We start from the raw sequence: 16201 nt of genomic DNA, 5'->3' as shown, positions 1-16201 counted from the left end.
AGCCGCTGCATGAGCCCGGAAGAATTTCGCAAACATGGCCACCAACTGATCGACCTGATCGCCGACTACCGCCAGGGTGTCGGCGAACTGCCGGTGATGGCCCAGGTCGAGCCCGGTTACCTCAAGGCGGCCTTGCCCGGCTCGGCGCCGGTTCAGGGCGAGCCGTTCGAGAATATTCTCAAGGACGTAGACCAGTTAGTGATGCCCGGCCTGTCGCACTGGCAGCACCCGGACTTTTTCGGCTACTTCCCCTCCAACGGCACCTTGTCGTCGGTGCTTGGCGATTTTCTCAGCACCGGCCTTGGCGTGCTCGGCCTGTCGTGGCAATCGAGCCCGGCCCTGAGCGAGCTGGAGGAAACCACCGTGGACTGGCTGCGGCAGATGGTCGGTTTGTCGGCGCAGTGGAGCGGGGTGATCCAGGACACCGCGTCCACCAGCACCCTGGTCGCCTTGATCAGCGCCCGCGAGCGCAGCAGCGACTACGCCCTGGCCAAGGGCGGCCTGCAGGGGCAGGGCAAGCCGCTGATGATCTACACCAGCGCCCAGGCCCACAGCTCGGTAGACAAGGCCGCGCTGCTGGCCGGCTTTGGCAAGGACAACATCCGCTACATCGACACCGACGACGACTTCGCCATGCGCCCGCAAGCGCTGGCCGCAGCCATCGAACAGGACCTGGCCGACGGCCTGCAACCCTGCGCGGTGGTGGCTACCACCGGCACCACGGCAACCACCGCCCTCGACCCGCTGCAACCGATCGGCCAGATCGCCCGCGAACATGGCTTGTGGCTGCACGTGGACTCGGCCATGGCGGGTTCGGCGATGATCCTGCCGGAATGCCGCTGGATGTGGGACGGTATCGAGCAGGCCGACTCGATTGTGGTCAATGCGCACAAATGGCTCGGTGTGGCTTTCGATTGCTCGCTGTACTTCGTGCGTGATCCGCAGCACCTGATCCGGGTCATGAGCACCAACCCCAGCTACCTGCAGTCGGCGGTCGACAGCAAGGTCAAGAACCTGCGCGACTGGGGTATCCCGCTGGGGCGGCGGTTCCGTGCCCTGAAGCTGTGGTTCATGCTGCGCAGCGAGGGCATCGAGAACCTGCAACAGCGCTTGCGCCGCGACCTGGACAACGCCCAGTGGCTGGCCGAGCAGGTGCGCGGGGCCGAGGGCTGGGAGTTGCTGGCGCCGGTACAGCTGCAGACCTTGTGCATTCGCCATCGAGGTGAGGGCCTGCAGGGTGAGGCGCTGGATGCACATACCCGGCGCTGGGCGGATCAGCTCAATGCCTCGGGGGTAGCCTACGTCACTCCGGCGACCTTGCATGGCCGCTGGATGGTGCGGGTGTCGGTGGGGGCGTTGCCGACCGAGCGTGAGCATGTGGCTGAGCTTTGGCGCAATTTGCAGAACGTCGTGGCGGAGTGAATTTATCGCGGGTCAAGCCCGCTCCCACAGAATTGATGGTGTTCGCTGTGGGAGCGGGCTTGCCCCGCGATGCTTTTAACATCCTATGAAAAGTACAATCTTGCCTATGGAAGTTGCATTTTCCCCCTGAGCCAAGCCTCCCATACTGGCCCCTGCATCCGCCGCCACCTGCCACTTCGCAGGCCCTGGCGGACATCCAATAATAAGCAGGGCCCCTCATGAAAAAGCCAAACCCGCTGCTCGAAGACCTTCGTTCGATTTTGCCTGCCATCGCCGCCAACGCCGCACGTGCCGAGCAGGACCGCAAAGTCCCGGCCGAAAACATCGCCCTGCTGAAAAGCATCGGCCTGCACCGTGCCTTTTTGCCCAAGCCCTACGGCGGCCTGGAAATCTCCCTGCCGCAATTTGCCGACTGCATCGCCTTGCTTGCCGGCGCTTGCGCCAGCACCGCCTGGGCCATGAGCCTGCTGTGCACCCACAGCCATCAGTTGGCGATGTTCCCGGCCAAGCTGCAGGAGGAGATCTGGGGCGACAACCCCGACGCCACCGCCAGCAGCAGTATCGCCCCGTTCGGCAAGGTCGAGGAGGTCGAGGGCGGCTTGCTGTTCAGCGGCGAGATGGGCTGGAGCAGCGGCAGCGACCATGCCGAGTGGGCGATTGTCGGCTGCCGTCGGGCCAATGCCGAAGGCACCCAGGACTACTGCTTTGCCGTGCTGCCGCGCAGCGACTACGAGATTCGCGACGACTGGTTCGCCGCCGGCATGAGGGGTAGCGGCACCAAGACCCTGGTGATCGACAAGGTGTTCGTCCCCGAGCACCGCATCCAGAAAGCCAAGGACATGATGGAAGGCAAGTCGGCAGGCTTTGGCCTGTATCCGGACAGCAAGGTGTTCTACTCGCCGTACCGGCCATATTTCGCCAGCGGCTTCTCGACCGTCAGCCTCGGTATTGCCGAGCGCATGCTCGAAGCCTTCCGCGAAAAGACCAAGAACCGTGTGCGTGCCTATACCGGGGTCAATGTCGGCGCCGCCACACCGGCGCTGATGCGCCTGGCCGAGTCCACCCATCAGGTTGCCGCCGCTCGCGCATTTCTGGAAAAAACCTGGCAGGAACACGCCGAGCACAGCGAACGTCACCAGTACCCGACGCGCGAGACCCTGGCGTTCTGGCGCACCAACCAGGGCTACGCGGTGAAAATGTGCATCCAGGCGGTCGATCGTCTATTCGAAGCCGCTGGCGGCACTGCCTGGTTCGACAGCAACGAAATGCAGCGGCTGTGGCGCGATGCGCACATGACCGGCGCCCATGCCTACACCGACTACGACGTTTGCGCGCAGATTCTCGGCCGCGAGCTGATGGGCCTGGAACCTGATCCAAGCATGGTCTGATAGGCCTCGCCAATAACAACAATGACGGCTGCCGCGCACGGCAGCCGGGGAGTCTTGCATGTCTACCGCAACCGCATCGGCCTTCGACAGCCGCGCCTTTCGCCGTGCCCTGGGCAACTTCGCCACCGGCGTCACCGTGGTCACCGCCGCCGATCCCCAGGGCAACCTGGTCGGCGTCACTGCCAACAGCTTCAACTCGGTATCCCTCGACCCGCCGCTGATTCTCTGGAGCCTGGACAAACGCTCGAGCAGCCTGGCGGTGTTCGAGGCGGCCAGCCATTTTGCCGTGAACATCCTCGCCGCCGACCAGATCGACCTGTCCAACAACTTCGCCAAGCCCAAGGATGACCGTTTTGCCGGTATCAGCTACCAGGCAGGCGAGGGTGGGGCGCCGATCCTCGCCGATTGTTCGGCGTGCTTTCAGTGCGAAACCCAGCAGCTACTCGACGGTGGCGATCACTGGATCATGCTCGGCAAGGTGGTGGACTTCGATGACTGCGGCCGCTCGCCGTTGCTGTATCACCAGGGCGCCTATTCCATGGTGCTGCCACACACGCGCATGACCCGCCGCGAAGAAGGTCAGCCGCCGAGCAGCCACTTCCAGGGGCGCCTGAGCCATAACCTGTACTACTTGATGACCCAGGCCCTGCGCGCCTACCAGGGCAGCTATCAGCCACGGCAATTGTCCAGCGGCCTGCGAACCAGCGAGGCACGGATGCTTATGGTGCTGGAGAACGACGCCGGGCTGAACCTTGCCGACCTGCAGCGCGAAGTGGCGATGCCGGCGCGGGAAATCGACGAGGCAGTGGCCAACCTCAAGCGCAAGGGCCTGGTGTGCGACAGCGAAGCGGCCGGGCATGTGCGCCTGACCATTGCCGGTATCGACCAGACCGAAGGCCTGTGGAGCATCGCCCGCGAGCAGCAGGACAAGGTGTTCGGGCAATTCAGCGAAGAGCAGATCGCGTCCTTCAAGACCGTGTTGCAGGCGGTGATTCGTAGCTGTTGAGGGGTGATCGCGGGGCAAGCCCGCTCCTACAGGGGCTTGCGCTGTGCTGCTTTTATCTTTCTTCTTAAATTGTTATGTTATTACATAATTTTAAGGAGCCCTCATGAACTACCCCGTAGGAAGGTTATCCCTCGGCCTGTCCGCCTCGCTGCTCGCTTTGCCAGCTGCCGCTGCCGATACCGTGTTGCTTGATGCCCTCAACGTCAATGAACGCCACTATGAAGAAAGTGCGAGCGGCCCGGTGCAGGGCTATCGTGCAACTCGTTCGGGCACCGCGACCAAGACCGACACTGACATCCGCGACACCCCGCAAAGTATCGCCGTGGTGCCCAGCCAGGTGCTCGAGGACCTCAACAGCACGCGCATCGACCGCGCCCTGGATTTTGCCGGCGGGGTCAGCCGGCAGAACAACTTCGGCGGCCTGACCTTCCTCAACTACAGCGTGCGTGGCTTCACCACCGGCGAGCTGTACAAGAACGGCTTTGCCGTCAACCGCGGCAGCTACAGCGCCCCCGACACCTCCAACATCGAGCGCATCGAAGTGCTCAAGGGCCCGGCCGCCAGTCTGTACGGGCGCGGCGATCCCGGCGGGTTGGTAAACATCGTCACCAAGCGTCCGCAAGCCGAAGCCTTCACTCGGTTCAAGGCCAGCGCCGGCAGTTGGGACCGTTACCGCAGCAGCCTGGACGTCAACACGCCGCTCAGCGAAGACGGCCGGGTGTTGTCGCGGGTCAATATGGCGGTGGAGGACAACGGCAGCTTTCGCGATTACGTTGGCAGTGAGCGGCGAATCGTCAGCCCGTCGCTGAGCTGGCAGTTGAGCCCCGAGACCCTGCTGTCGATCGACACCGAGTTCTCGCGTACCGAGTCGGTGTTCGACCGCGGCATCCCGGCGGTCAACAACGAACTGGGCTCGGTCAGCCGTTCGACCTTTCTCGGCGAGCCCAACGACGGGCGCATCCGCAATGACAACCAGACCCTCGACCTGACCCTGGAGCACCACCTCAACGACAGTTGGAAGCTGCGCCTGGCCAACCACTACACCCAGGGCCGGCTCAAGGGCAACAGCTCGGAACCGTCGCGAGTGGTCGGCACCAGCATCAGCCGCTTCTACCGCGAGCGCGATTTCGAGTGGAACGACAACATCACCCAGGCCGAACTGCACGGCCAGTTCCAGTTCGCCGGCTGGGAGCACCAGAGCCTGCTGGGCCTTGAGTACGAGAACTACCGCAACAGCCAGAAGTACCCGCAAAGCGCCACTTCGCTCGGCTATGGCCTGGACATCTACAACCCGGTGTATGGCCAGGCGAAACCGGCGCTGATCAACCCTAATGATTTTTTCGAGCGCACCGAGAGCTACGCGCTCAACCTGCAGGACCAGATCGCCTTTACCGAGCGCTTGCGCGCTCTGGTGGGCGTACGCCTGGAGCATATCGAACAAACCGCGCAGAACCGCTCCACGCGCGTCAGCAACACTCAGGAAAAGGACGTCGCCACCCCGCGGGTGGGACTGCTGTACCAGCTCACACCTGAAGTCGGGGTATTCGCCAATGCCTCGACCTCGTTCAAGCCCAACAGTATCGGCACCCAGGGCCAGATCTACAAACCGGAAAAGGGCCTGGGCTATGAAACCGGGCTCAAGCTGGACCTGTTCGACAGCCGCCTGGGGGCGACTGTCGCGCTGTTCCAGATCGACAAGGAAAACGTCATCACCACCGATGCCTTCGGCGACAGCATCGCCGCCGGCAAGGCGCGCAGCCAGGGGCTCGACCTGCAGTTCAGCGGTCAGTTGAGCGAAGCGCTGCGGGTGATCGGCGCCTATGCCTACATCGATGCCGAAGTGACCAAGGGCGATGCCGCCTTGCCCAAGGGCAGCGACTTGCTGGGCATCCCGCAACATAGCGGCAGCCTGATGGCGGTGTATGAGTTTCAGAGCGGACCATTGCTTGGCTCGGACATTGGCGCTGCAGCCAACTACGTCGGCGAGCGTTCCGGCCAGGCCGGCAGCAGCTTTCGTTTACCCAGCTACAGCACGGTCGACCTGCTGGCCCATTACAAAATCAGCGAACAGGCCACGGTGGGCCTGAACCTGAACAACCTGTTCGATCGCAAGTACTACGAGCGCGGCTACAACGCGGCCTGGAACATGCCGGGGGAGCCGCGCAACTTGATGGTCAGCCTGAGCCTGGCGCTTTAAGCCGACCGGTTATTGCACGCACCACCAGCGCGGCAGCTGGTCGTTGAATGAATGCGCGGCGGGTGCCAGGGCCGGGTGCTGGTTGCTGTCGAAGCTCCCCAGCAGCAGGGCCACTGTGGGTTGATCATCGATGGCGCCCAGCGAACTGCCGCAGGTGGGACAGAAGGCGCGGCTGGAATAGTCCGATGAGCGAAAAGTTGCCGGCGCGCCACCGGCGCCGGTCCAGCACACCTGCTCGCGGGCGAACTCGACCCAGGTCGCCGTCAGCGCGCCGGTATGGCGCTGGCACCATTTGCACGAGCAGCAGTGGGGGTTCAGTACCGGTCCTCTGGCTTCAAAGCGGATCGCCCCGCACAGGCAGCCACCGCTGTAGGTTTCAACGTCCATGGCTATCTCCGGGCTAGTTGCCAACCGGCGTGCACAGCTCCACCAGGGTGCCATCGGGGCAGCGCACATACGACAGGGTTTGCCCCCAGGGCTTGGCTTCGGGGGCCTTCAGCGCCACCGCGCCCGCCGCCACGGCGCGGGCATGGGCGCTGGCAACGTCGTCGGTAACCAGGGCAATCTCCATACCCAATGGCTTTGTCGATTCGCTGGCCGCCAGCACGCCGCCGGCAAAGTGACTATTGCCCAGGGCCAATGACGCAAAGGCGAGGGTGGTGGCGCCGGTGTCCAGTTCGCCATAGTCGCCGGACTCATGGAGAAAGCGCCGGCTCAAGCCGAAGGCCTGCTCGAAGAAAGCCAGCGAGGCGGCGACATCGGGGACGTAGACGATGGTGTATCCGAGTTTCATCAATGCATTCTTGATTGAGGAGGGTGTGGGCGGTTTATACAGCACTTGCCCAGGCCTTGGGTACGCCGCTAAGGTTGCGGCTGCAAAGGAGCGCCAAGATGACCGACCCGATCGAACTCAACCGTCGCAACTGGGATGAGCGTGCGCCGCTGCATGCCGCCTCCGGCGACTACGAAGTGGAAACATTCGTCGCCGACCCCGCGCACCTGTCCGAAGTGGTGCGTTTCGACCTGCCGCGCCTGGGCGATATTCGCGGCCAGCGCGCGGTGCACCTGCAATGCCATATCGGTACCGACACCTTGTCGTTGTCGCGCTTGGGCGCCGAGGTCAGCGGGCTGGACTTTTCTGCACAGTCCTTGGCCCAGGCGCGGGCCCTGGCGCAGCGTTGTGCAGCGCGGATCGACTATGTCGAGGCGGATGTCTATGCCGCCGACCAGGTGCTGCCAGCCGCGGCCTTCGACCTGGTATACACCGGTATCGGCGCGTTGATCTGGCTGCCGAGCATCGAGCGCTGGGCGCGTACCGTGGCGGCTTTGCTCAAGCCTGGTGGCCGACTATTTCTGCGCGAGGGTCATCCGATGCTGCTGGCGGTGAACGAGGACCATCAGGACAAGCTGGTCATCGAGTACCCGTACTTCGAGCGCGAGGCGCCGACGGTGTGGGACAGTGGCGAGACCTATGTCGAGACCGACGGGGTGCTGGAGCAGACGGTAACCCACGAATGGAACCATGGCCTGGGCGAGATCATCAGCGCCTTGCTCAAGCATGGGCTGCAGATTACCGCACTGGAAGAACATGACAGCATTCCCTGGGAGGCGCTGCCAGGGCAGATGAGCAAGGACGAAGGCGGCGAGTGGTTGCTGGACAAGGATCGCTGGCGCTTGCCGTTGAGTTATACCTTGCAGGCGGTCAAGCAGGGGTAGGGGTGTTGACCGTGAGGGCCTCTTCGCCGGCAAGGCCAGCAATCTCACTGCGCTTTTGCCTTCGGCTTGCGCGTTCGCTTGCCTGCCGCAGCGCTGCTCTTGCGCTTTTTCTTCCACGGCGTGCCACCGCGCCCGGCCGGGGTCGCCGGGCCGCTGATGGTCAGGCGCAGGCCGGCACAACGCTCCACCTGCTTGCTCATCCACGCTGATTGCTTGGCGACGAACTCTTCAAGGCTCATTTCGCCGCTTTGCACCATGTCCAGCGCCTGCTCCCAGATCGCCGTGGTGCCCGGGTCGGCAATTGCCCGCGGCACCGCATCGATCAGGCTGAAGGCTGCCGGGGTAGCGCTCAGGGCCTTGCCGTTCTTGACCAGGTAACCGCGATCGAGCAGGCCCTGGATGATTCCGGCACGGGTGGCCTCGGTGCCGATGCCGGTGGTGTCCTTGAGCTTTTGCTTGAGGCGCGGGTCGTCCACCAGCTTGGCGACGTTCTTCATGGCCTTGATCAGGTCGCCCTCGGTGAACGGCTTGGGCGGCTGGGTCCAGAGGTCCTTGAGGGTGACCGCGGCCACCGTGCAGTCCTGGCCTTCGCGCAGTAGCGGCAGTACCTGGGCCACCGGCGCCTCACGGCCTTTGGCCGGGGTCAGGGCCTCGGGCAGGGCGCGGCGCCAGCCCGGCTCGACAATCTGCTTGCCCACCGCGCGCAACGCCTGGCCTGCGCAATCGAACTCGGCCTGGGTACGGTCGTATTCGTGGTTGGGCAAAAACTGCGCCAGGTAGCGGGCGCGGATCAGGGTATAGACCGCCTTGTGTTTGCCCGGCAGGCGCGACGGGTCGCTGGCGGCGGCGGTGGGGATGATGCCGTGGTGGGCACTGACCTTGGCATCGTTCCAGGCCCGTGAACGGCGCTGGGCCTGCAGGTGCGGCTGCAGCGGCGCAAGGCTCGCGTCGGCGCGCTGCAAGGCGGCGAGAATGGCCGGCGCCTCGCTGTGCTGGCTTAACGGCAGGTAGCCGCAGTCGCTGCGCGGGTAGGTGATCAGCTTGTGGGTCTCGTACAGGGCCTGGGCGATGTCGAGGGTTTCCTGGGCGCCGAGGCCGAACTTCTTCGAGCACAGCTCCTGCAAGGTACCCAGGTCGAAGGGCAGCGGTGCTGCTTCGCGCACGCGCTCGGTGGCCACTTTGACCACCCGCGCACTGCTGGCCGCGCCGATGGCGGCGGCGGCCTGCCGGGCCAGGACCTGGTTCAGGCAGCGGCCCTGGTCGTCACAGGCATCTTCGGCGGCGCGCCACTGCGCGGCGAATGGCTCGCCGGCGCTTTGCAACTGCACGTCGATGGCCCAGTAGGCCACCGGCACGAAGTCGGCGATGGTGCGGTCGCGGTCGACCACCAGGCGCAAGGTCGGCGTTTGCACCCGACCCACAGGCAGTACGCCCTGATAGCCGGACTGGCGACCGAGCAGGGTGAACAGCCGGCTCATGTTCATGCCGATCAGCCAGTCGGCCCGCGAGCGGCCCAGGGCCGAATGGTAGAGGCTGAAGGTTTCGCTACCGGGCTTGAGCGCCGCCAGGGCCTTGCGGATGGAGGCGTCGTCCAGTGCCGACAGCCACAGGCGGTTGATCGGCCCGCGGTAGCGGCAATGCTCGACCAGCTCGCGGGCGATCATCTCGCCTTCGCGGTCGGCGTCGGTGGCGATCACCAGCTCGCGGGCCTCGCCGAGCAGGCGCTTGACCGCCTTGAACTGGCTGGCGGTCTTGGGCTTGACCAGCATCTTCCACTTTTCGGGCACGATCGGCAGGTCGGCCAGTACCCAGCGCTTGTAACGCGCGTCGTAGCTGTCGGGTGGAGCGGTCTCGAGCAAGTGGCCGATGCACCAGGTGACGGTAACCTCGGTGCCGACCCAGCAGCCGTCGCCACGGCGGTTGGCGCCGAGAACCTTGGCGATGTCTTTGGCCTGGGAAGGCTTTTCGCAGAGAAACAGGCGCATGCCGTTCGATCTATGGTGGGTGAAGGCCATAGGATGCGCAGGATTGAGGGGCGTGGCAAGTTTTATCTGTATGGATATACAGCTTGATGTTGCCGGTGCTGACGAAGAATCCCCCGCGCTTTTGGCCAGCTTGCCATCGATGTTGCCATGGACGGGCCAATTGCCCCTGTGGCAGCGTTTGGGTTTGCCCACGGGTGTGTCAACGGACGATGTCGCCAGGGTTACCTGCCACCTGCACAAGGATGTATAGCCATGCCTGTTTTCGATTACCGCCACCTCGACAGCGCCGCTTCCAAAGCCCTCTACAGCGACGCCATGGCGCTGACTCTGTATGCCTACCACGGCATCGACAACGGCTTTGCCGTTGGCTACCAGCAGCACGGTTTTGGCCTCGGTTTACCGGCCACCTTGATCAAGGCCCTGATCGGCGGCACCGACAGCCAGGGCGCGATCCCTGGCATCCCCTGGAACCCCGACGCCGAAGCCCAGGCCCTGGCTGCGGTCAAGGCCGCCGGCTGGACGCCGATCAGCGCCAGCCAGCTGGGTTACCAGGGCACTACGGATTTTCGTGGCACCTTCCATGGTGAAACCCGCGGCTACACCAGTGCCCAGGTCGAGATACTTGGCAAGTACGACGCCGCCGGCCAGTTAAGCGGCCTGGGCATCGCCTTTCGCGGCACCAGCGGGCCGCGGGAAAACCTGATTGGCGACACCATCAGCGATGCCATCCACGACCTGATGGCGGCCTTTGGCCCGGCTGACTTTGCCAAGAACTACGCCGCCAATGCCTTCGGCCGGCTGTTCGATGATGTCGCCCGGTTCGCCCAGGCCAACGGCCTGAGCGGCAGCGACATCACCGTCAGTGGCCACAGCCTCGGTGGCCTTGGTGTCAACAGCCTGGCCGAGCTTAGCAACGACACCTGGGGCGGCTTCTATCAGGACGCCCGCTACGTTGCCTTTGCCTCACCCACCCAGGCCAGCGACAGCAGCAAGGTGCTGAACATCGGCTACGAGAACGACCCGGTGTTCCGCGCGCTCAATGGCTCGAAAGCCGACTGGGCAACCTTCGGTGTGCATGATGCGGCCAAGCCTTCGAGCACCGACAACATCGTCAACTTCAACGACCACTATGCCTCCGATGCCTGGAACCTGCTGCCGTACTCGATCGGCAACATCGCCACCTGGCTCTCGCACTTGCCGAGCGCCTACGGCGACGGCCTGGGGCGGGTGCTGGACTCGGCATTCTATGAATGGACGGCCAAGGACTCGACCATTGTCGTCAGCAACCTGTCCGACGTTCGCCGTGGCTCGACCTGGGTCGAGGACCTGAACCGCAACGCCGAAGCGCACAAGGGCAGCACCTTTATCATCGGCTCCGACGCCGGCGACCTGATTCATGGCGGGCGCGGCAATGATTACCTGGAAGGGCGCGCCGGCAACGACACTTTCCGTGACGATGGCGGCTACAACCTGATCGACGGCGGCGCCGGCCACGACACCTTGAAGCTCGGCCAGGCGCTGGACAAATTTGATGTCGCCCGTGATGGCAACGGCACCCTGTACCTGCGTGACAGCAGCGGCGGCATCAGCCTGGTCAAGCAGGTCGAAACCCTGGTCAGCAAGGAATCGAGCCTGCTGTTCTTCAGCAAGCAAGTCAGCCACCAGATCGACCCGGCGGGGCTGCTGAGCAGCGGCAAGGTTCACGCCTACGCCGCCAGCCAGAACGGTACGCCAGGCAATGACAGCCTCAAGGCGGGCGCGCAAGGCCAATGGCTGTTTGGCCTGGACGGCAACGACCATCTGCAAGGTGGCCGTGGCAACGACGTGTTGGTCGGTGGCGCCGGCAACGACGTGCTGGTATCGGGCGGTGGCAGCGACACCTTCCTGTTCAGCGGCCACTTCGGCCAGGATCAGGTACAGGGCTTCGACGCCGATGACCGACTGGTATTCATCGGCGTCGAGGGTGGCACGGCGCAACCGGACATTCGCCAGCACCTGAGCCAGGTGGGCAGTGATGCGGTGCTGAGCTTCGGTAGCGATAGCGTGACCCTGGTCGGGGTGTCGGCAGATAGCCTGAGTGCGGCGCAGGTGGTGATCGCTTGAGTCACCGCTGCGCCCGCTAGCCTCAAGCGATCCTGCGCAGTCAGGCCGCGCTGATGTGGTCGGACAGCATCAGCCGCGGCTGGCCTCCAGCGCCTGGCTCAGGTCGGCAATGATGTCATCGCTGTGTTCGATGCCGATCGACAGGCGCACCATGTCCCGCGGCACGCCGGCGCGTTCGAGTTCTTCATCGTTGAGCTGGCGATGGGTGGTGGAGGCCGGGTGGCAGGCCAGGGATTTGGCATCGCCGATATTGACCAGGCGCACCACCAGCTGCAGCGCATCGATAAAGCGCGCACCGGCCTCCTGGCCGCCCTTGATCCCGAACGACAGGATCGAAGCCGGCTTGCCTTCGGTGTAGCGCCGGGCCAGTTCGTTCTCGGGGTGATCGGGCAGACCGGCGTACTTCACCCAGGCGACCTGCTCATGGCCTTGCAGATAGTGGGCGACCTTGAGCGCGTTCTCGGTGTGCCGCTCCATGCGCAGGGCCAGGGTTTCCAGGCCTTGCAGAATGAGGAAAGCGTTGAATGGCGACAGCGCCGCGCCGGTGTTGCGCAGCGGCACCACCCGGCAGCGGCCGATAAAGGCCGCAGGGCCAAAGGCTTCGGTGTAGGTCACGCCGTGGTAGGACGGGTCGGGGGTGTTGAGCAGGGCGAAGCGCTCTTTGTTGTCGGCCCAGGGGAACTTGCCCGAGTCGATTACGATGCCACCGATGCTGGTGCCGTGGCCGCCGATGTACTTGGTCAGCGAGTGGACGACGATATCGGCGCCGTGCTCGAACGGCCGGCAGAGGATCGGCGTGGCCACGGTGTTGTCGACGATCAGCGGTACGCCATGGCGGTGGGCGGCATCGGCCAGGGCCTGGAGGTCGACGATATTGCCGGCCGGGTTGCCGATCGACTCGCAGAACACTGCCTTGGTGCGGCTGTCGATCAGCGCTTCGAGGGCGGCGATGTCGTCGTGGGCGGCAAAACGGGTCTGGATGCCGAAGCGCGGCAGGGTATGGGCCAGCAGGTTGTAGGTGCCGCCGTAGAGCTTGGCCACCGAGACGATGTTGTCACCGGCTTCGGCCACGGTCTGGATCGCGTAGGTGATCGCGGCCATGCCCGAGGCCACGGCCAGCGCACCGACGCCGCCTTCCAGCGCCGCCATGCGCTGTTCAAGCACGTCGTTGGTGGGGTTCATGATCCGGCTATAGATGTTGCCGGCGACTTTCAGGTCAAACAGGTCGGCACCGTGCTGGGTGTCGTCGAAGGCAAAAGAGGTGGTCTGGTAGATCGGTACCGCGACGGCCTTGGTGCTCGGGTCGGGGCTGAAGCCCGCGTGGATGGCCAGGGTTTCCAGCTTCATGCAATCGTTCCTTGAAAGTCGGGGGAAGGGGGCTAGAGCATGGAGCGGCCAGGGAGCGACGGTCAAGGCCTGCAGGCGCGGGCTTGCTACGCAATTTCGAGCTGCCTAGCCTGCCTTGCGCAAGGTCAGGTTGATCCGCCGGCTGCCCAGCACAGGGTGACTGCCCGGTTTGAGCGGCAGCACGCCATGAAAGCGCAGGCGGTCTGCGCCGCCCCAGACCATCACATCGCCATGGCGCAGGCCGATGCGCTGCGTGGCTTCGCTGCGGCTGTGGCCGCCGAACTGGAACACCGCCGGCAAACCCAGCGACACCGAAACAATCGGCTGGCTGTAATCGCGCTCATCGCGGTCCTGGTGCAGGCTCAGGCGGTTGCCCGGCTGGTAGCAGTTGACCAGGCAGGCATCGGGCTGAAAATTGGCAAAGCCTGCGGCTGCAGCGGCCAGCGCTGCCAGCTCGCTCAACGCCGCTGGCAGCGCTGGCCAGGGCTGCTGGCTGAGTGGGTCGACCGGGCTGTAGCGATAACCGCGGCGATCACTGACCCAGCCCAGCGCCCCGCAGTTGGTCAAACCTACCGCCATGTTCAGGCCACCGGGGGTGACCATGTGCCGAAACGGCGCGCAGGCGATGACCTTGCGCAACTCAGGCAGCAGCGCCTCGACCCAGGCCAGGGCAAAGCCGGGAAACACCACGGCCTGCTTGCCGATCCATTGCGGCTCGGCGGGGCTGGCGGGGTTGAACAGGTCCAGTTCGGTTTGCATCATAAGCAGCAATCTGGGCAGCGGATGGTGTGTAGAGCCTGTATAGTAACGCGCTTTGGCGCCTGTGCTGTCACCCTGTTACTTGCGCGCAAAGCCCGCACTGCAGGGCGCCCGAAGCCCCTCGAAGAAAAAAATAAAACTTTTTGAATTCAAGGGGTTGCCAGAGCAGGGGAATGAGTACATAATTGCGTCCATCGAAAACGAGGCACGAAAAAAGCCTAGCGTTTTCAAGGAGATAGCAGTTTTAGCAAGTTGTTTCCTTAAAGAGTTGTACATGTTTGAGATCGCAGTTTCAGGGTCTCGGGCATTTGAGGCCGAGTAGCAAAGTGGTTATGCTCCGGATTGCAAATCCGTCTACGCCGGTTCGATTCCGACCTCGGCCTCCATTATTGAAAGCCCCGCAGATTAACGTCTGCGGGGTTTTTCTTTGCGCGCAGAAAAGGAGTCAGGATGAGAGGTCTAGAGAAATTCGTATCGCTTCAATTCTTGCTTACAGTGGCTTTCATCGCGCTGGGTGGCTACCTACATGGCGCCGGCAAGGTCGGATTTTGGGGCATGTTCACAATCATGATGTTGCCGAACATCGCTTTTGCTGTGCACCGGCGTGTCCAGCGGCGCAAGAGCGCTTGACGGCCCCGGCCTCTGCCAGGAGTGTCATGGCACAAGCGAGCCGATAATGCCGTCTCGCTCCAGCTCTTCTAAAGGGCAATGCAGTGGCTTACGGTGCGTGCCCGAATTTACCCCGCAGTTCATCCTCGATCTTCTGGCAGGCACTGCTGATTATGCTGCGCCCATTGGCAGGACCCGTATAAGACGCTTCGCGTTCGCGGCAGAGGTCAATTGCAGCTTGCGCTTCGGACTGTTCCTTGCTTTGAGGTGAGCTTGCGACAAATGCGCCGAACCCAAGCAAAACAATGCCAAGGACAACAACCGTAATGCCTGTCTTGGCAAAGACGCCTATGGTTTTCTTGCTCAGGTCGGCATGGCAATGCCTGCAGCGTCGCGCTTGCGCCTTGATGGTTTCGGCGCAGAAGGGGCATTGTTTTTCGGATGGCTGCAATCTTGATCTCCTTATCAGGGCGGCCATCCTACCCCCAGGCAGCCCCTGAATCAAAGCGCCGCATAGACCAGCGATGACAGCCGGCTAGGGCGCGGATCGATCATCGTATGACTGCCCGAGGTGGTGGTGACAAAACCAAAGCTCACTTGCCGTTCGGGATCGGCGAAACTTATCGGGCCGCCAAGCCCGATATGGCCAAAAGTCTGCGGGCCCATGGCGTGGGAGGCCGTCGGATCGCGTTGCTGCTCAAGCATGCAGCCCAGTCCGTAACGCATTGGCCGCATCCAGACCCGATCCATGCCATGACTGTGTTCTCGCCTGAACTCATTGAGCAGTTCGCGCCCGATGAAGTTGCCTGCCAATAGTGCGCTGTAGAAACCGGCCAGGCCGTGCGCGGTGCCATGCCCGCACACACCCGGTTGCCGATAGGCCCACCAGCGCGGGTCGCTGGTGCGTTTAGGCACCATGCCGGGGTTGGTGAAGGCGAAGGTCGCGATGTGCGTTGGCTGGTTTTTCAGCACGGCGCGCAAGCCTTGCGAGTAAGGGTCACCGACCCGCCCCCTGGCGCTGTCGAAACGGGCGATACGGTGAAAGTGTTTTTCGTCGACGCCAAGGTGAACGTCCAGGCCATGGGGCTGCAGAATCTCTGCGTGGATAAAGTCGCAGGGGTCTCGTCCGTCCACCCGCCGAATCAACTCGCCGAGAATCCAGCCAAAGGTGGTGGTGCCGTAGCCCAGGTCGGTTCCCGCTTCCCACCAAAGCGGCTCGGCGGCCAGAACCCGGACCATATGCTCCCAGTCATACATCATGGCGTTATGGTCGGGGGCGCGTAGCGCCGGCAGGCCTGCGGTGTGGCTCATCACTTGGCGCAATGTGACCTTTGCCTTGCCATTCTGGGCGAACTCAGGCCAGTAACGGGCAACCGGCGCATCGAGCTCCAGCTTGCCCTGTTCAACCAGCATCAGTACCGCCACCGCGACATAGGGTTTCACCACGCAGAAGGTGTTGGCCAGCGTGTCGCGGGTCCAGGGCCTGGTGCCTTCCTGGTCCGCCACGCCGGCCCACAGGTCGACAACCATCTCTCCGTCAATCTGCACGCAGAGCCCGGCCCCGCGCTCCTGCGGATCATCAAACATGTCCTCGAAGGCCTGCCTGACCGCGTCGAACTGACTCGCACATATCCCTTGCGCTTTCATATTTCACACTCCTTGTAGCTGA

General features: G+C 63.6%; 13 protein-coding genes and 1 tRNA gene. 7 read left to right on the top strand and 7 right to left on the bottom strand.

Translation table 11 applies throughout. The annotated features are described in order from the left end of the window. Positions 1-9 precede the first annotated feature (9 nt). The 4 genes from BLR26_RS19045 (at position 10) to BLR26_RS19030 (ending at position 6013) form a co-directional block, all read left to right on the top strand. The gene (locus tag BLR26_RS19045) at positions 10-1422 is read left to right on the top strand and encodes a DOPA decarboxylase (protein ID WP_093384096.1); all 1413 of its coding nucleotides are present in this window, start codon (positions 10-12) and stop codon (positions 1420-1422) included. A 218-nt stretch (positions 1423-1640) separates the two neighbouring features. After that, complete coding sequence (locus BLR26_RS19040; protein ID WP_093384089.1) at positions 1641-2810, top strand: p-hydroxyphenylacetate 3-hydroxylase oxygenase component; 1170 nt, start codon at positions 1641-1643, stop codon at positions 2808-2810. Positions 2811-2868: 58 nt separating this feature from the next. After that, positions 2869-3816, top strand: coding sequence for a p-hydroxyphenylacetate 3-hydroxylase reductase component (locus BLR26_RS19035; RefSeq protein ID WP_093384084.1), 948 nt, complete (start codon positions 2869-2871; stop codon positions 3814-3816). Between the two features lie 103 nt (positions 3817-3919). Next, positions 3920-6013 carry a TonB-dependent siderophore receptor gene (locus tag BLR26_RS19030; protein WP_093384077.1) on the top strand — a complete coding sequence of 698 codons (2094 nt, stop codon included), beginning with the start codon at positions 3920-3922 and terminating at the stop codon, positions 6011-6013. Positions 6014-6022: 9 nt separating this feature from the next. Here BLR26_RS19030 and BLR26_RS19025 read toward each other — a convergent pair whose 3' ends face one another. After that, entirely contained in the window at positions 6023-6400 is a 378-nt protein-coding gene (locus tag BLR26_RS19025) for a GFA family protein (protein WP_093384072.1), read from the bottom strand. Between the two features lie 13 nt (positions 6401-6413). Next, on the bottom strand, positions 6414-6806 hold the full coding sequence (locus BLR26_RS19020; RefSeq protein WP_093384067.1) for a VOC family protein: 393 nt from the start codon (positions 6804-6806) through the stop codon (positions 6414-6416). 98 nt (positions 6807-6904) lie between these two features. Here BLR26_RS19020 and BLR26_RS19015 point away from each other — a divergent pair, with 98 nt between their 5' ends. Beyond that, the gene (locus BLR26_RS19015; RefSeq protein ID WP_093384062.1) at positions 6905-7729 is read left to right on the top strand and encodes a class I SAM-dependent methyltransferase; all 825 of its coding nucleotides are present in this window, start codon (positions 6905-6907) and stop codon (positions 7727-7729) included. A gap of 44 nt (positions 7730-7773) precedes the next feature. On the opposite strand, the gene BLR26_RS19010 is transcribed toward BLR26_RS19015, so the two are convergent. Beyond that, positions 7774-9714 (bottom strand): DNA topoisomerase III, encoded by a 1941-nt coding sequence (locus tag BLR26_RS19010; RefSeq protein ID WP_093384057.1) that lies wholly within the window; start codon positions 9712-9714, stop codon positions 7774-7776. A 252-nt stretch (positions 9715-9966) separates the two neighbouring features. Between BLR26_RS19010 and BLR26_RS19000 the strand changes: the two genes are divergently transcribed. After that, positions 9967-11817 (top strand): polyurethane esterase, encoded by a 1851-nt coding sequence (locus BLR26_RS19000; protein ID WP_093384052.1) that lies wholly within the window; start codon positions 9967-9969, stop codon positions 11815-11817. A gap of 69 nt (positions 11818-11886) precedes the next feature. Here BLR26_RS19000 and BLR26_RS18995 read toward each other — a convergent pair whose 3' ends face one another. Next, positions 11887-13164 carry a bifunctional O-acetylhomoserine aminocarboxypropyltransferase/cysteine synthase gene (locus BLR26_RS18995; protein ID WP_093384047.1) on the bottom strand — a complete coding sequence of 426 codons (1278 nt, stop codon included), beginning with the start codon at positions 13162-13164 and terminating at the stop codon, positions 11887-11889. 105 nt (positions 13165-13269) lie between these two features. Next, a complete protein-coding gene (gene alkB / locus BLR26_RS18990) occupies positions 13270-13926 on the bottom strand; it encodes a DNA oxidative demethylase AlkB (protein WP_093384043.1) in 657 nt (218 codons plus the stop codon). Positions 13927-14235: 309 nt separating this feature from the next. Here alkB and BLR26_RS18985 point away from each other — a divergent pair. After that, positions 14236-14309: transfer RNA gene (locus tag BLR26_RS18985), tRNA-Cys, on the top strand. 332 nt (positions 14310-14641) lie between these two features. On the opposite strand, the gene BLR26_RS18975 is transcribed toward BLR26_RS18985, so the two are convergent. Together BLR26_RS18975 and BLR26_RS18970 are read right to left on the bottom strand one after the other, a co-directional pair. Next, complete coding sequence (locus BLR26_RS18975; RefSeq protein WP_093384039.1) at positions 14642-14983, bottom strand: hypothetical protein; 342 nt, start codon at positions 14981-14983, stop codon at positions 14642-14644. Positions 14984-15033: 50 nt separating this feature from the next. Then, on the bottom strand, positions 15034-16179 hold the full coding sequence (locus tag BLR26_RS18970) for a serine hydrolase domain-containing protein (RefSeq protein ID WP_093384033.1): 1146 nt from the start codon (positions 16177-16179) through the stop codon (positions 15034-15036). Positions 16180-16201 lie beyond the last annotated feature (22 nt).

This window comes from Pseudomonas sp. UC 17F4, from assembly GCF_900101695.1.
GTDB lineage: Bacteria > Pseudomonadota > Gammaproteobacteria > Pseudomonadales > Pseudomonadaceae > Aquipseudomonas.
The sequence above is the reverse complement of the archived record's forward strand: the minus strand, read 5'-3'. Positions and strand labels throughout refer to the sequence as shown.

What these genes read in the sequence shown, in the direction of transcription:
- BLR26_RS19045 (WP_093384096.1), top strand. Translation starts at nt 10, where the DNA reads ATGAGCCCGGAAGAATTTCGCAAACATGGCCACCAACTGATCGACCTG.
- BLR26_RS19040 (WP_093384089.1), top strand. Translation starts at nt 1,641, where the DNA reads ATGAAAAAGCCAAACCCGCTGCTCGAAGACCTTCGTTCGATTTTGCCT.
- BLR26_RS19035 (WP_093384084.1), top strand. Translation starts at nt 2,869, where the DNA reads ATGTCTACCGCAACCGCATCGGCCTTCGACAGCCGCGCCTTTCGCCGT.
- BLR26_RS19030 (WP_093384077.1), top strand. Translation starts at nt 3,920, where the DNA reads ATGAACTACCCCGTAGGAAGGTTATCCCTCGGCCTGTCCGCCTCGCTG.
- BLR26_RS19025 (WP_093384072.1), bottom strand. Translation starts at nt 6,400, where the DNA reads ATGGACGTTGAAACCTACAGCGGTGGCTGCCTGTGCGGGGCGATCCGC.
- BLR26_RS19020 (WP_093384067.1), bottom strand. Translation starts at nt 6,806, where the DNA reads ATGAAACTCGGATACACCATCGTCTACGTCCCCGATGTCGCCGCCTCG.
- BLR26_RS19015 (WP_093384062.1), top strand. Translation starts at nt 6,905, where the DNA reads ATGACCGACCCGATCGAACTCAACCGTCGCAACTGGGATGAGCGTGCG.
- BLR26_RS19010 (WP_093384057.1), bottom strand. Translation starts at nt 9,714, where the DNA reads ATGCGCCTGTTTCTCTGCGAAAAGCCTTCCCAGGCCAAAGACATCGCC.
- BLR26_RS19000 (WP_093384052.1), top strand. Translation starts at nt 9,967, where the DNA reads ATGCCTGTTTTCGATTACCGCCACCTCGACAGCGCCGCTTCCAAAGCC.
- BLR26_RS18995 (WP_093384047.1), bottom strand. Translation starts at nt 13,164, where the DNA reads ATGAAGCTGGAAACCCTGGCCATCCACGCGGGCTTCAGCCCCGACCCG.
- alkB (WP_093384043.1), bottom strand. Translation starts at nt 13,926, where the DNA reads ATGATGCAAACCGAACTGGACCTGTTCAACCCCGCCAGCCCCGCCGAG.
- BLR26_RS18970 (WP_093384033.1), bottom strand. Translation starts at nt 16,179, where the DNA reads ATGAAAGCGCAAGGGATATGTGCGAGTCAGTTCGACGCGGTCAGGCAG.